Origin of the sequence: Streptomyces sp. NPDC058741 (assembly GCF_042746715.1) — a bacterium.
Taxonomy (GTDB): domain Bacteria; phylum Actinomycetota; class Actinomycetes; order Streptomycetales; family Streptomycetaceae; genus Streptomyces.
Genome location: NZ_JBHYQH010000014.1, coordinates 37525 through 51364, shown reverse-complemented (window position 1 = coordinate 51364; position 13840 = coordinate 37525). Strand labels below are relative to the sequence as shown.

Here is a 13840-nt window from a genome sequence, read left to right as displayed (position 1 = left end):
GCGCACTGCCCGCGCGCCCGCAGCCCCCACCGCCGTAGACGAAAACCCGCCGATCACCCGGCCGCGACCTGACCGGACCGCGACCGCCGGGCCCGTGAGAGGACCACCTTCCGTGCCTGCTTCATCCGCCCTGCGCCGCGGCCTCGCGCTCCTGGCCGCACTCCCGCTGCTCACGCTCGCGGCGTGCGGCTACGGTTCCCAGGCCAAGGACGACGGGGCCGCCCGGATCGCCGCCGGGGCGCAGAAGATCGAGGGTCTCGACAGCGTCAGGATCGGCTACTTCCGCAACCTCACCCACGGCACCGCGCTGGTGGGCATGGAGAAGGGCTTCTTCCAGAAGGAGCTCGGCGCCACCCGGGCCGCGCCGGCCGTCTTCAACGCCGGACCCTCCGCGATCGAGGCGCTCAACTCCGGTTCCCTGGACATCGGCTGGATCGGCCCGTCCCCGGCGATCAACGGCTACGTCAAGTCCCAGGGCAGCAACCTGCGCATCATCGGCGGTTCGGCCTCCGGCGGCGTGAAGCTCGTGGTGAACCCGGAGAAGATCAGGTCGCTCCAGGACGTGCGGGGCAAGCGGATCGCGACCCCGCAGCTCGGCAACACCCAGGACGTGGCGTTCCTCAACTGGGCCGCGGAGCAGGGCTGGAAGGTCGACCCGCAGAGCGGCCGGGGTGACGTCACGGTCGTCCGCAGCGACAACAAGGTCACCCCGGACGCGTTCCGGTCCGGGTCCGTCGACGGCGCCTGGGTGCCGGAGCCGACCGCGTCGAAGCTGGTCGCGGAAGGCGGCAAGGAGCTGCTCGACGAGACGTCGCTGTGGCCGGACGGGAAGTTCGTGATCACGAACATCGTCGTGCGGCAGGAGTTCCTCGAGAAGCACCCCAAGGTCGTCGAAGCCGTCCTGAAGGGCTCGGTCGAGACGAACAAGTGGATCAACGCCCATCCGGACGCGGCGAAGCGGGTGGCGAACGAGCGGCTGGAGCGGGACTCCGGCAAGGCGCTGCCCGCCGAGGTGCTCGACCCGGCGTGGAGGTCGATCCGCTTCACCGACGACCCGCTGGCCTCCACCCTCACCGCCGAGGCGGAGCACGCGGTCCGCGCGGGGCTGCTGCGGAAGCCGGACCTGACCGGCATCTACGACCTCGCCCCGCTGAACAAGGTCCTCGAGGCCGCCGGCGAGCCCACGGTCGACGACGCCGGTCTCGGCGCGAAGCAAGCCCGATCCCGATGAGTTCCCAGGAGGTGACGACCATGGCCACGACCCTCGCCAAGGCCGCCGACGGCACCGAGACGGCCACCCACGCCGCTCGGATCGAGCACGTCTCGAAGTCGTTCGCAGGACCCGCGGGGCGGCAGCTCGTCCTGGACGACATCACCCTCGATGTCGCGCCCGGCGAGTTCGTCACCCTCCTGGGGGCCTCGGGCTGCGGCAAGTCCACGCTGCTCAACCTGGTGGCGGGCCTGGACCGGCCGACCACCGGCGCGATCACCACGGACGGCCGTCCGGCACTGATGTTCCAGGAGCACGCGCTGTTCCCGTGGCTGACCGCGGGCAAGAACGTCGAACTCGCCCTGAAGCTGCGGGGCGTGGCGAAGGCCGAGCGGCGCGGCCGGGCCGAGGAACTGCTCGAACTGGTGCGGCTGAAGGGCGCGTACGGCAAGCGGGTGCACGAGCTGTCCGGCGGTATGCGCCAGCGGGTCGCGCTGGCCCGGGCGCTCGCCCAGGAGAGCAGACTGCTGCTGATGGACGAGCCGTTCGCGGCGCTCGACGCCATCACCCGGGACGTGCTGCACGACGAACTGACCCGCATCTGGCGCGAGACGCGGCTGTCCGTGCTGTTCGTCACGCACAACGTGCGCGAGGCGGTGCGGCTCGCGCAGCGCGTGGTGCTGCTGTCGTCGCGGCCGGGGCGGATCGCCCGCGAGTGGCGGGTGGACATCCCGCATCCGCGCCGTATCGAGGACACCGCCGTGGCGGAGCTGTCCGTCGAGATCACCGAAGAGCTTCGTGGGGAGATCCGCCGTCATGGCCAGCACTGATCCGACGACGACCGTCGCCAAGGACGGCAGCGATCTCGCCGGTCTGGAGGCGGGCCTCGACGCGCTGGAGACCGTGCAGACCAGCCGTACGCCGTTCCGGCAGACCTTCACCGAGAAGATCCTGCCGCCCGTGATCGCCGTCGCGCTGGTGCTGGCCCTGTGGCAGGCCCTCGTCTCGTTCCGGATCGTCGACGACCCGACCAAGCTGCCCGCGCCGTCGGACGTCTGGGCCGTGGTGCACACGGCGTGGCTCCAGGGCGAACTGCTCGGCTACATCTGGACCAGCGTCTCGCGCGGCCTGCTCGGCTTCTGCCTCGCGCTGCTGATCGGCACGCCGCTGGGGCTGATCGTGGCCCGGGTGAAGGTCGTGCGGGCGGCGATCGGCCCGATCCTGTCCGGCCTGCAGTCGCTTCCCTCGGTCGCCTGGGTGCCGCCGGCGGTGATCTGGCTGGGTCTGAACAACTCGATGATGTACGCGGTGATCCTGCTCGGCGCGGTGCCGTCGATCGCCAACGGCCTGGTGTCGGGCGTCGACCAGGTGCCGCCGCTGTTCCTGCGCGCGGGCCGCACCCTGGGCGCGACGGGACTGAAGGGCACCTGGCACATCGTGCTGCCCGCCGCCCTGCCCGGTTACGTGGCGGGCCTGAAGCAGGGCTGGGCCTTCTCCTGGCGCTCCCTGATGGCCGCGGAGATCATCGCCTCCTTCCCCGACCTCGGCGTCGGCCTCGGCCAGTTGCTGGAGAACGGCCGCAACGCCAGCGACATGGCCATGGTGTTCGAGGCCATCCTGCTGATCCTCGTCGTCGGCATCGCCATCGACCTGCTGATCTTCAGTCCGCTGGAGCGGTGGGTGCTGCGCAGCCGCGGTCTGCTGGTGAAGGGCTGAGTGCCATGAGCGCCCCGCCCGTGCTCCTCGTCATCGCCCACGGCAGCCGCGACCCGCGCCACGCCGCTACGGTGCAGGCCCTGGCACGTCGGGTGCGTGGGCTGCGGCCCGGTCTGCGGGTGGAGACGGGCTTCCTGGACTTCAACGTGCCGTCGGTGCGGGGGGTCCTGGAGTCCCTGGCCGCTCAGGGCGTCCGCGACGTGGTCGCCCTTCCCCTGCTGCTGACCCGGGCGTTCCACGCCAAGGCGGACATCCCGGCGGTGCTGGCGGAGGCGCCCCCGCGGTTGCGCATCCACCAGGCGGACGTCCTCGGCCCCTCTCCCCTGCTGCTCGGCGCCCTGGAACGGCGCCTGCACGAGGCGGGGCTGGCCCCCTCCGACAAGTCCTCGACCGGGGTCGTCCTGGCCTCGGCGGGGTCCACCGACCCGGAGGCGATCGCGGTGATCGCAGATATCGCGCGGGAGTGGCGGCACACCGGCTGGTGCGCCGTGCGGCCTGCGTTCGCCTCCGCCGGCAGTCCCGGGGGGTTCCCGGGCACGCGGGACGTGGTGCGCGAACTGCGCGCCCTCGGCTGCGCCCGGGTCGCCGTGGCGCCTTACGTCCTGGCCCCCGGCTTCCTCCCGGACCGCATCGCCCGGGGCGCGTCGGAGGCGGACGTCCTCGCGGACGTCCTGGGCCCGGCGCCCGAGGTGGCGCGGGTGGTGCTGGAGCGGTTCGAGGCGGCGCGGGTGCCGTTGTCGAGGGCCGTGAGCGCCTGAGGAAGGCCGTGACCGCGAATCCGGCCGGGCCCTCCGGGGACGGGGTCACGCGGCCGGTTCCTCGCGGGGATCCGGCTGGAGGGCGAAGGAGTACGGGGACCACGGCCCGGTGATCTCCACGCGGAGGCCGGGGACGTCCTCGGCGGCCGCCAGGACGCCCGCGCGGAAGGCGCCGACGCGGCCGGACGAGGTAGGCGTCGTTGCCGAGTGCCGGTGCCGGAAGCCGGGCCCGTGAGGCCGCCGCGTTCGAGGGTGTGGGCGACGCGGTCGACGGCGAGGGTGCCGGCGGTCCCGGTGAGGCGGGCCGCGGCCTGGGCGAGCGTGCGCCAGGCCTCTTCGTTCCGGCGCCGCCTGCGGCGGCGGATCACCTGGCAGGCCCGGCCCCTGCCGGCGGCCGGGTCGTCGGTGTCCGCCGCGGGTGGGGCGATGTCCGGGGCGGCGTAGACCCTGACGCCGAGTTCGACATGGCCCGTGAGGCGGTTCAGCAGGGAGAGGAAGGAGGCGCGGCGGGTGTCGAGGGCCCGCCGGGCGCTGTCCTCGTCGGGGTGGACGGTGGCGAGGCGCAGTGGGAGGACGGCGGCGCCGGAGGCCACCACGGCGGCCACCACGGCGTGGTGGGAGCGGACCGCGGACTCCAGCCGGTCCAGGTCGTCGAGGTCGGGGCCGGCGGGCGGGAGGTGGCTGACGGCGAAGGCGAGTGGGGGGCCGCCGGCCGCGGAGGCGACCAGGTGGATGGCCTCTCCGGCGACACCGCGCAGCCGGACCGCGGCCGCCGCGGCCCCGGGGGTGCGGCGAAGGACCACGCAGGCCTGGACGAGCTGCGTGTCGGTCATGGCTGCGGGCTCCTGCCGGTGGCCGTGCCATCCCTCTCGCGGGACTCCGTGCTCGTGCCGTCCCCGGGTAGGTACGGAGGGGGTGACCGCGGCGTTCATCCGGCGGCCGGCGCGTCGGACCCGCCCGCGGCCGGGTCAGGCCCGCGGCTCGCTGAACGGCGTCGCCTGGTGGAACCAGAGCAGCCATCCGGACTCGGTCCGCCGCCACAGCGAGCTGCGGTGTGCCCGGCTGCCCTCGTACTCGGTGTCGTAGCTGAGGTGGACCAGGTCGGGGGCGAGCTGTACGCCGCGCAGCGCGGAGACGGCGACCGGGCGGCCCTCCGGGTCGGTGGTGGCGGCCAGGGAGGCGATGATGGCGGCCCGGCTCCAGTGCCGCCCGGAGGCGCCGAACTCCTGGAACTCCGGGTGCAGCAGCGCGTCCACCCGCTCGGGCGAGACGCGGATCCTGGGGGTGAGCAGGGCCAGTTCGCGTTCGACGACGGCCTCGACCTCCGAGGTACGGTCACGCACCGGTCAGCTCCACCAGCTTCAGGACGGTGTTCCAGTTGCGGCTCGTGGCGACGACGCCCTTGGTGATGCGGGGTTTCGAGAGGTGTTCGGCCAGCCTGGAGCGGCCCAGGCCGTTCGGGGTGTACAGGTAGAGGGCGCGGTCGCCGAGGCTGAACTCCTCGGGGGCGTAGGCGGCCCGGTCGATCTCCGCGAAGCGGTCGGGGGTGACGGGTGCGGAGAAGTAGGTGACGTGGAGCTGCCTGGGCTCCAGCTCGCCGGCCGGGTAGGGGCAGGCCTCCGCGATCGCCCGCAGATAGGCGTGGTCGCGCACGATCACGTCGGCGCCGAAACCGAAGCGCTCCTCCAGGGCCCGGGCGATCTCGGCGGCCAGTGCGTCCACGTCGCCGCGGCCGCCGGAGAACACGGCCTGGCCGCTCTGCAGGTAGGTGCGTACGTCGCCGTAGCCGAGGCCGGTGAGGAGCTCGCGCAGGTCCGCCATGGGGACCTTCCTGCTGCCGCCCGCGTTGATACCCCGCAGCAGTGCCGCATACGTCGTCATCCGCACACCATAAGACGGCCGTCGTGCCCCGTGGGGGTGGGCACGACGGCCGGCCGGGCAGCTGCCCGGCCCCGTAAGTTACTCACCGGTCGGTGTGGTGCACAACCTTCTGCCCAGGATCCACACAACCGTGGAGCTCAGGGTCCCACCCGATAGGTGTAGGGGACCACGGTGCGTCCCGGTCCTTCCCGGTGGGGAGGGCGCGCGCTTCGACCGGATGAGTTCCGGTCCCGTCACGTCTCCGGGCAGCACGACGAGATGGTCCTGTCCGGGCCCTGACCGTCGAGACGGAAGGGGACGGCAGGGGGTCGTCGCGGCATCACGAGGGGGCGAGCCCGTCATGAGTCACGGAGAACCACGGGTGCGGGGTCTCGCCGCCCGGGCCGGTGGCTGGAACGCCCGGCACCGATGGGCTGCCGTCGGGATCTGGGTGCTGTTCGTCGTCCTGGCGATGGGGCTCGGCTCGGCGGCCGGCCGGGTCGACGTCGAGGACAGCGGCCGGCTGAAGGGCGAGACGCACACCGCCGCCCGCATCGTCGAGGAGGCCGGCATCGACGAGACGGCCGGTGAGAACGTGCTGATCCAGGCGAGGCGCGACGGCACGGGACGACGAGGGCGAGCCCCTCAGGGTCCGACGACCGCTGCCGGCTCCGGGCGCGTCGGGGCCCGTCGGCCGCCTCGTCGTCCCGTGCCGACGCGCCGTTCACCCCTGGGCGCGGTGGGCGGCCAGTTCCGCCTCGATGAGGTCGGCCGCCCGGCGCGTGCCGCCCTCCTGGGCCGTCCGGGTCTGGATCTCCTTCAGGCGGCGGGCGACCTCGGGGTCGTCGACGAGGGCGAGAGCCGCCTCGCGCAGGGCCTCGCCGGTCGCCTCCTCGGTGCTCAACGTCCGGGCGACACCGAGGGCTTCCAGCAGGGCCGCGTTGGCGAACTGGTCGGCGGCCTGCGGTACGGCGATCATCGGCGTGGCCGTGACGAGGCCCTCCTGGCTGCCGCCCGCGCCGGCGTGTGTGACGAACAGGTCGGCCTGCCGGAGGACCGCCGGCTGCGGCACCCAGTCGCGGACCTCGACGCCGGCGGGGACCGGGCCGATCTCGGCCGGGTCGACGTGCTTGCCGATCGAGAGCACCAGGTGCCAGCCGGGCAGGTCGCCGAACGCCTTGACACACTCCCGGTAGAAGCCGGGCCGCTTGGTGAAGGCCGACCCGAGCGAGACGAGGACGACCTTCCCGGCACCGGCGGGCCGCTGCCAGCCGCCCTCGGCGGTGCGGTCACCCTGGCAGGTGCCGACGAAGGAGTACACGCTCTCGTCGACACGGTCCGCGTGCGGCTGGAGCGCCTTGGGGATCAGCACGAGGGAACGGTCCGGCCGGCCCGCGAACACGTCGGGGTGCAGGGTGATCCCGTTCTCCTCCAGCCAGGCCCCGAAGCGGGCGTAGTAGGCACGGCCCCGCTCGGTCTTCCTCGGCTCCTCCCACAGGGGCTCGGCGACCTCCTGCTCGTACCCCTCCCAGGCGACCATGGCCGGTGACAGGGAGATCGCGGGCACGCCCCAGCGGTGGGCGAGCACCCGGCCCGGGTAGGAGGCGATGTCGTGCAGCACGAGGTCCGGCTCGTCGCCCTCGTAGGCCTCGATCAGCTGCGGGAGGGCCTGGACGGCGTCGTCGAGGAACGGCTCCACGTTGTCCAGCAGCGTGCTCCCCCACGCCTCCGGGTCGTCGTCGGGCGAGGGCAGGATCGAGTTCCAGGGCTTCACCTCGGCGCCGGTGGCCGCGGCCTTCCCCCCGAAGACCGGCGGGATCGCGTAGGTCACGCGGTGCCCGCGGGCGACGAGCTCGCGGATCACCTCCAGGCTGGGGTTCACGTGGCCGTGGGCGGCGATGGAGAACATGGCGATGTGGGCGCGGCTGGTCATGCGGCGACCCTAGGCGAGACGATACGTCTCGTGCAACTTCATATTGCGTTCTGCCGCGCGCTCCCGCGTCCGGCGAGGTCAGCGCCTCGCGCGGCCTCGGCCACCGCCCCAGCCCCGGCCCCGGCCCACCGAGCCGAGCCGCACCGCCCGGAACCGGCGGCCCCCAGCGCCTCGGGTGAGCCCCGTGCGCGGCGGCGGCACACACCCACCGGTGCCGCGCCAGGACCCCGCGCACTCTCCCACCTGTACCGATGCGACACTGGCCGGCGGACGGCCGGGACTCGACGGCCCGAACGCGGACGACGGAGGCGCACGATGGACGAGGCACGGGCGCGGGAGGTACTGGCGGCGGCGGGAGTGCTGCCCGGCGCCGCCGGTGGGGCACAGCTGCTCTCGCTGGGCGAGAACGCGGTGTTCGCCGCCGGCGACCTGGTCGTCAAGGTCGGCCGGGACGCCGAGCTCCTCGACCGGGCCCGTCGCGAACTGGACGTGGCGGGGTGGCTGGCCGAGGCGGGCGTGCCGGCGGTGCGGGCGGCCGAGCCGAAGGCGCTGCTGGTGGACGGGCACCCGGTGACGGTGTGGCACCGGCTGCCGGATGCCGTGCGGCCCGCGGAGCCCCGGGATCTGGCCGCGCTGCTGCGGCTGGTGCACGCCACACCCGCGCCGCCGTTCGAGCTGCCCGCGCGGGACCTGCTGGGCGGCGTGGAGCGGTGGCTGCGGCTCGCGGGGGAGGCGATCGATCCGGCGGACGCGGCGTACCTGCGGCAGCGCCGGGACGGTTTCGCCGCGGCGGCCGCGGCGCTGACACCGCATCTGCCGCCGGGCGTCATCCACGGGGACGCGCTGCCGCGCAACGTGCATGTCGGGCCCGGGGGCCCCGTCCTGGTCGACCTGGAGACGGTGTCGGCGGACCTGCGCGAGCACGACCTCGTGGTCATGGCCCTGTCCCACGACCGGTACGGCCTCCCGGACGAGGCATACGCGTCGTTCACCCGCGCCTACGGCTGGGACGTGCGGGAGTGGGAGGGCTGTTCCGTGCTGCGCGGCGCGCGGGAGACGGCCAGTTGCGCCTGGGTGGCCCAGCACGCGCCGGGCCGCCCCCAGGCACTGGCCGAATTCCGGCGTCGCGTGGCGTCCCTGCGCGAGGGGGACGAGACGGTGCGGTGGTACCCGTTCTGAACGGCCTTGCCGGGCCGCGCCGCACGTCGGGCGATGCCGGCCGGGGTCACCCGGTGCCCTGGCAGCTGCTCCGGAACTCCGCGGCCGACGGGCCCGGCCGGGGCGGCGGGCGGAGGAACGGCTCATAGCGGGTGTCGTTGTCGACGAACCGCTTCAGCCGGCTGATGCGACACCGGGCCGCCAGACGACACCGCCCCGCCGGACCGGGGCCACCGGCCCGCCAGACGACGACACCGGCCCGCCGGACCGGGGCCACCGGCTACGCGGACCGGGAATACCGGCCCCGCCGGACCGGGACCACCGGCCCGCCTGACGACGACGCCGGCCCGCCGCAGCGGGGACACCCGGCCCGTGTCTGGATGCAGCCCTGATCACCGTCCTAGGAGCAGCACGGGCGGGGTCCCGCCGACGGGGTCAGGGGCCTCCTGCGGCAGGACCGGGTGGGGGCGGTCGGGCAGCACGTGCCGGCCGCCGTCGTCGCCGTGGTCGTGGTCGTACCGGCAGACCGCGATACGGGGCGGGCGGCTGCCCGCACGGTCGACCGTGAGGGCGCAGGTGCCGTGCTCGCCGGGGACGAGGGCCGCTCGGCGGACGTCACGTCGTCCCTGTCCGGCGGCACGCCTGCCTCTCCCGCCCTCGGCGCCGGGTCCGCGGGGCCGGCCCCCGGGTCCGTCAGACCTTCTGGTCCGCCCACTCCCGCAACGGCCACGCCCCGTCGACCAGCGCCGTCGCGTCGCCCTTGCCGCGCAGGAAGCTCTGGAAGTCCGCCGCCCACTGCGCGTACCACTCGATCTGGCTCCGGTGCAGGGCGGCCGGGCCCAGGGCGGCGATCTTGGGGTGGCGGTCGGCTATCGCGCAGGCCAGGCGGGCCGCCGCGAGGGCGTCGGCCAGGGCGTCGTGGGCGGTGCCCAGGACGACGCCGTACTCGGCGCAGACCGCTTCCAGGTTGCGCTTGCCGCGGCGGTAGCGGTCGACCCGGCGGTCGATCGTGTAGGGGTCGATGACCGGGGCCGGGTCGGCGCCGCCCAGGCGGTCGCGCAGGGACGGCAGGCCGTGGCGCCGCAGTTCGGCGGTCAGGAGCGTCAGGTCGAAGGTCGCGTTGTAGGCGACGACCGGCACACCCGCCTTCCAGTACGTGGTGAGCACGTCGGCGAGGGCGTCCGCGACCTGGTCGGCCGGTCCGCCCTCCGCCGCCGCCCGCTCGTTGCTGATGCCGTGCACCGCCACCGCGTCCTCAGGGATCGGCACCCCGGGGTCGGCCAGCCACTCCCGGCGCCCCATCGACTCCCCGCCGCTGACCTCGACGACGGCCCCTGTGACGATGCGCGCCTCGCGCGGATCCGTGCCCGTCGTCTCCAGGTCGAAGCCGATCAGCAGCTCCCGGTGCCAGCCCATGGGCGGTCCCCCTCCTTGTGGTGCGTCCCCCAGTGGTATCCACCTTCCCACGCACCACTGACAACCAGAGGTCCGCGTTCCGTTCGTCCCCGGCGGCGGCCGGTGAACCACCGCTCGACGGTGCGCACTTCACGACACCGGGCGCGAATCCGCCCACATCACCTCGAACTCCTCGCGGTACGTGGGGAAGAGGCCGCTTTCGTCGACCTCGCCCGACTTGACCACCTTGCTCCCGTTGCGCAGCACGAGGACCGGTGCCTCCATGCCCCGGGTCCGGCGCAGGTAGTTCTGCACGACCGCGATGCCGTCGGCGCCGTCGCCGTCGACCAGGTACGCCGTGAAGCGGGGCGTCTCGTCGAAGACCTGGATCTCGAAGGCGTCCGGGTCGCGCAGCCGGGCGCGGACCCGGCGCATGTGCAGGATGTTCATCTCGACGGAGCGGCTGAGCTCGCCGCGCTTGATGCCGAGCTCCCGCTCGCGCCGTTTGACCGCGCTGGAGGCGGGGTTGAGGAACAGCAGCCTGACCCGGCAGCCGGACTCGGCGAGCCGCACGAGGCGGCGCCCGGAGAAGTTCTGCACGAGCAGGTTGAGGCCGATGCCGATGGCGTCGAGGCGGCGGGCCCCGCCGAAGAGGTCCTCGGCCGGGAACTGGCGCATCAGCCGGACCCGGTCCGGGTGGACGGCGACCACGTCGGCGTACCGGTCGCCGACCAGGTCCTCGACCGCGTCCACGGGCAGCCGGCGGGCGGACGGCACGTCGCCGCCGGCTCCGAGCATCTCCAGCAGCCGCGCCGAGGCCCGCTCGGCCTGGTTCAGCACGGCCTCGGACAGGGCCCGGTTGCGGGAGACGACGTTGCGGGTCACCTCCAGCTCGTCCAGGGCGAGTTCGACGTCGCGCCGGTCGTCGAGGTACGGCTCGAAGCAGGGCCAGTGCTGGACCATCAGCTCGCGCAGCTGGGGCAGCGTGAGGAAGGACAGGACGTTGTCGTCGGCCGGGTCCAGGAGGTAGCCCTTGCGGCGGCTGACCTCGCGCACGGCCACCGCGCGCTGCACCCACTCCTGGCCCGCCGGCCCGGCCGCGGCCACCACCCAGTCGTCGCCGTGGACGGGTTCGTAGACGGGGCGCAGCACGGCGGCGACGCAGGCGCGCAGCCGCTGTTCCACCAGGTTCAGCCAGATGTAGGCCCGGCCGGCCCGCTGGGCGCGGGTGCGCACCTCGCGCCAGGAGTCGGCGTCCCAGTCCAGTTCCGGACCGATCGAGCCCGACGCGTCCATCGGCCGTGCCAGGGACACGGCTCCGGCCGGGACGTCTGTGGAGTTCCCCTCGTGACCCTCGTCACCAGGAGGCAACTCCAGCCCTCCCGAGCCCACCCGCGCACCGCCTTCCGCTCCCCCGAGCACTCCCCTTGCCAACGATCAAGGAAGGGTACTCCGGGAGCGGTCGGCCATGCAGCCGGATGGACAGCATCGCTCTCAGCTCCGTGGCTGCCAGTGCCCGTTCTGCCAGCCGAGTTCGGCCGGAGTGAGGGGATTCATGGCGGTGACGTCGCGCGGCGCGAGGGAGAAGCCCTGCCAGTGGACGGGCATGGGCTGCTGGTCCTCGTCGCGGGCGATGTGGTGGAAGCCGATGTTCATCCAGACCACCGGGTGATCGAGGGTCTGCCCGTTCACCCACGTGTCGACGGAGGTGCCGGCGCCGCTCGCGCAGGGTCCGGGGTTGTGGCTGGCGAACAGCTCGCACCGGTCGTACCGCGTGAAGTACACGTCGTGCCGGGTGAAGCCGCGGCCCGGGTACCTGGTGGTCGGCCCCGGGACGATCTCGTAGGAGCGCGCGTGTCCGTCCTTGTTCCGGCCGGCCGCGCTGACCACGCGCCACCAGCGGTAGTTCTCGCTGTCCCCGGCGAGTTCCCTCGTGACCCGGGTGCGGGTGGTCTTGGTGCTGGGGGCGGGCCGGCCGCGGGCCGGTGGGCTGACGGTGGAGTCGTACTGCTCGACGGTGTTCTTCGTGGAGCCGTCCAGGGCGAAGTCGAGCCGCCAGAAGGCGTTGTGGCTGTGGCTGGTGGCCTTGGCGGCGGCGCCCTTGCCGATGGGCCAGCCGCGGCCGTCGCCGGCGTCGTAGTCGTCGTAGGACAGGCTGCCGGTGGCGCCGACGTTCATGGTGATCACGCCGTCGTCCTGGAAGCGCCACTCGGTCATGTACTCGTACCAGCCCACCTGGTTGACCGTGTAGACGAGCAGGTCCCTGCCCTCGGCCTGGTAGACCTTGTTCGCGGTGTCGCCCTGCATGCGGTAGGCGTGGCCGCGGGAGCGGGTGGTGGTGCACAGGCCCTTGACGTTCGGGTCGTCGTTCCAGGAGTCGGGGACCTTGACGGTCTTGATGGTGCCGCCGGGGCACTCGCCGGGGGCGAGGTTCATCAGGCCCTGGGCGAAGTCGAAGCCGGTGAGGTCGTCGAACTCGACGCTGCCGTCGTCGTAGGGGACGTGGATCTGGCCGAGCCGGGCGCTGTTGAGGATCTTGACGGGCTTCGGCTCGCCCTTGGGCCGGTAGGAGACGTCCTCCAGGACGAGGCCGGCCTTGCCGTCGTAGCGCCAGCACATCTTCCAGGTGGTGCCGGAGGGGAGCTTGCGCTCGATGCGGTGGGCGGCGCCGCAGTAGGCCGCTCCCGCCGCGGGGGCGGCCTCGGGGCGGGCGGTGGCCGGGCCCGCGCCCGCCGTGGCGACGGCCGCCAGCGCGCCCAGGGTGAGACCTGTCACCACGGCGCGGGTGCGAGGCTTGCTTCTGCTGTTCACGGGCATGACGAGATGACTCCCTGCAGGAGGAGCGAGGTGGACGGATGAGCGAGGACGGCGGGTCAGCGGTCGAGCCGGGCGACCTTGCGGGCGCTGAGATCGATCACCAGCGACCGGGCGTCGATCCACGGCCCGTTCTCGATCTTCGGGAAGAGCCGCACGCAGCGGTGCGCGCCGCAGTCGTCGAGGACGGCGGGCTGGGCGCCCGGCGCGGCCCGGTAGACGGCGCCGCTGAGCCGGAGCCCGTCCGGGGAGGTGAGCTGCCTGCCGGTGGCGTCCCGGTAGTCGGCCTTCAGGCCGGCGCCGAGCGGGTCGGCCAGGAGCAGCCGGGCCGCCTCGGTCTTCTCGGCGCGGCTGAGCGGCGGCTGGACGCCGTGCCGGGTGGCGGTGGCCACCACCTTGCCCGTGGTGAGGTCGACCGTCCGGGTGACGAGGGTGTCGTCCCGGTAGTCGTAGAAGGTCACGTCGGCGCGCCGGGGCGCGTCCGGGTCCCCGGCCTCGCCGGCCTCCGGTTCGGCGAGGTCGACGCCGAGGCGCTGCGGGCCCCGGCCCCCGTCGACGCCCTCGCTGCTCCGCAGGAGCTGCGGGCTGAGGGCGATCCTCGCCACCCGTTCCGTCTCGTCGTCGGTGAGCGGATCGCGCCCGGTGCCCTTCTCCCCCTCGGTCGGCGCCTCCTCCACCACCCCGGGTGCCACGGCCCGGCCCGGTCCGGCCTGCTGACGGGCGGACGGCTCCGCCCGGGCCCCCGTGTCGTCCGCCCCGGCCGTACCGGGGAGGGTGATCCCCATCATCAGGGCCGTGGCGGTCACCGCCACGGCCGTACCGGCCACCACCTTGCCCAGGTGGCGGTGCACTGTGTCGCGCACGAGTTCCCCCTGCTCCCCCGCTGTCCCGGGAGTACGTGTTCGCCCCAAGAAATTCGGCATACCGCGTATGCACTGGTCACTCGATGAGAGGGAGATAAGTCATAGGAGGTTCCCTCACTTTCGGGGAGACTCG

12 protein-coding genes and 2 pseudogenes are annotated in these 13840 nt (G+C 73.7%); 6 read left to right on the top strand and 8 right to left on the bottom strand.

Annotated elements, in window-relative coordinates; genetic code table 11:
• Window positions 1-112 precede the first annotated feature (112 nt).
• From ACFW6P_RS14255 to ACFW6P_RS14240, 4 genes are read left to right on the top strand one after another with little or no spacing between them, the layout of a single operon-like run.
• On the top strand, window positions 113-1231 hold the full coding sequence (locus tag ACFW6P_RS14255; protein WP_386423779.1) for an aliphatic sulfonate ABC transporter substrate-binding protein: 1119 nt from the start codon (window positions 113-115) through the stop codon (window positions 1229-1231).
• A 20-nt stretch (window positions 1232-1251) separates the two neighbouring features.
• On the top strand, window positions 1252-2040 hold the full coding sequence (locus ACFW6P_RS14250) for an ABC transporter ATP-binding protein (protein WP_386423778.1): 789 nt from the start codon (window positions 1252-1254) through the stop codon (window positions 2038-2040).
• Window positions 2027-2926 carry an ABC transporter permease gene (locus ACFW6P_RS14245; RefSeq protein ID WP_386347861.1) on the top strand — a complete coding sequence of 300 codons (900 nt, stop codon included), beginning with the start codon at window positions 2027-2029 and terminating at the stop codon, window positions 2924-2926. Before ACFW6P_RS14250 ends, ACFW6P_RS14245 begins: the two co-directional genes overlap by 14 nt.
• Before the next feature lie 5 nt (window positions 2927-2931).
• Complete coding sequence (locus ACFW6P_RS14240; RefSeq protein ID WP_386347858.1) at window positions 2932-3684, top strand: sirohydrochlorin chelatase; 753 nt, start codon at window positions 2932-2934, stop codon at window positions 3682-3684.
• Window positions 3685-3989: 305 nt separating this feature from the next.
• On the opposite strand, the pseudogene ACFW6P_RS14235 reads toward ACFW6P_RS14240, so the two are convergent.
• The 3 genes and pseudogenes from ACFW6P_RS14235 to ACFW6P_RS14225 form a co-directional block, all read right to left on the bottom strand.
• Window positions 3990-4517 (bottom strand): annotated as a pseudogene (locus ACFW6P_RS14235) (GvpL/GvpF family gas vesicle protein); the annotation flags it as partial.
• A gap of 135 nt (window positions 4518-4652) precedes the next feature.
• Window positions 4653-5027 (bottom strand): DUF4440 domain-containing protein, encoded by a 375-nt coding sequence (locus ACFW6P_RS14230; RefSeq protein WP_386347855.1) that lies wholly within the window; start codon window positions 5025-5027, stop codon window positions 4653-4655.
• A complete protein-coding gene (locus tag ACFW6P_RS14225; protein WP_386347852.1) occupies window positions 5020-5565 on the bottom strand; it encodes a DUF1697 domain-containing protein in 546 nt (181 codons plus the stop codon). Before ACFW6P_RS14225 ends, ACFW6P_RS14230 begins: the two co-directional genes overlap by 8 nt.
• Window positions 5566-5905: 340 nt before the next feature.
• On the opposite strand from ACFW6P_RS14225, the pseudogene ACFW6P_RS14220 reads away from it, so the two are divergent.
• Window positions 5906-6166: pseudogene (locus ACFW6P_RS14220) on the top strand (hypothetical protein); the annotation flags it as partial.
• Window positions 6167-6268: 102 nt separating this feature from the next.
• Here the strand turns inward: ACFW6P_RS14220 and mgt are convergent.
• A complete protein-coding gene (mgt, locus tag ACFW6P_RS14215; protein WP_386423776.1) occupies window positions 6269-7477 on the bottom strand; it encodes a macrolide-inactivating glycosyltransferase in 1209 nt (402 codons plus the stop codon).
• 315 nt (window positions 7478-7792) lie between these two features.
• Here mgt and ACFW6P_RS14210 point away from each other — a divergent pair, with 315 nt between their 5' ends.
• Complete coding sequence (locus ACFW6P_RS14210; RefSeq protein WP_386347848.1) at window positions 7793-8656, top strand: phosphotransferase enzyme family protein; 864 nt, start codon at window positions 7793-7795, stop codon at window positions 8654-8656.
• A 672-nt stretch (window positions 8657-9328) separates the two neighbouring features.
• Here the strand turns inward: ACFW6P_RS14210 and ACFW6P_RS14205 are convergent.
• The 4 genes from ACFW6P_RS14205 to ACFW6P_RS14190 all read right to left on the bottom strand — a co-directional run bounded on the left by ACFW6P_RS14205 (window position 9329) and on the right by ACFW6P_RS14190 (window position 13707).
• Window positions 9329-10051 carry a 3'-5' exonuclease gene (locus tag ACFW6P_RS14205; RefSeq protein WP_386347845.1) on the bottom strand — a complete coding sequence of 241 codons (723 nt, stop codon included), beginning with the start codon at window positions 10049-10051 and terminating at the stop codon, window positions 9329-9331.
• A 129-nt stretch (window positions 10052-10180) separates the two neighbouring features.
• Window positions 10181-11452, bottom strand: coding sequence for an SAV2148 family HEPN domain-containing protein (locus ACFW6P_RS14200; RefSeq protein WP_386348100.1), 1272 nt, complete (start codon window positions 11450-11452; stop codon window positions 10181-10183).
• 72 nt (window positions 11453-11524) lie between these two features.
• Window positions 11525-12847, bottom strand: a complete 1323-nt coding sequence (locus tag ACFW6P_RS14195; RefSeq protein WP_386347842.1) for a copper amine oxidase — start codon at window positions 12845-12847, stop codon at window positions 11525-11527.
• A gap of 56 nt (window positions 12848-12903) precedes the next feature.
• Entirely contained in the window at window positions 12904-13707 is an 804-nt protein-coding gene (locus tag ACFW6P_RS14190) for a Tat pathway signal sequence domain protein (RefSeq protein ID WP_386347839.1), read from the bottom strand.
• Window positions 13708-13840 lie beyond the last annotated feature (133 nt).

Bases quoted from the DNA above. Each gene is read 5' to 3' on its own strand.
- ACFW6P_RS14240 (WP_386347858.1), top strand. From the start codon at position 2,932: ATGAGCGCCCCGCCCGTGCTCCTCGTCATCGCCCACGGCAGCCGCGAC.
- ACFW6P_RS14205 (WP_386347845.1), bottom strand. From the start codon at position 10,051: ATGGGCTGGCACCGGGAGCTGCTGATCGGCTTCGACCTGGAGACGACG.
- mgt (WP_386423776.1), bottom strand. From the start codon at position 7,477: ATGACCAGCCGCGCCCACATCGCCATGTTCTCCATCGCCGCCCACGGC.
- ACFW6P_RS14225 (WP_386347852.1), bottom strand. From the start codon at position 5,565: ATGACGACGTATGCGGCACTGCTGCGGGGTATCAACGCGGGCGGCAGC.
- ACFW6P_RS14250 (WP_386423778.1), top strand. From the start codon at position 1,252: ATGGCCACGACCCTCGCCAAGGCCGCCGACGGCACCGAGACGGCCACC.
- ACFW6P_RS14195 (WP_386347842.1), bottom strand. From the start codon at position 12,847: ATGCCCGTGAACAGCAGAAGCAAGCCTCGCACCCGCGCCGTGGTGACA.
- ACFW6P_RS14245 (WP_386347861.1), top strand. From the start codon at position 2,027: ATGGCCAGCACTGATCCGACGACGACCGTCGCCAAGGACGGCAGCGAT.
- ACFW6P_RS14210 (WP_386347848.1), top strand. From the start codon at position 7,793: ATGGACGAGGCACGGGCGCGGGAGGTACTGGCGGCGGCGGGAGTGCTG.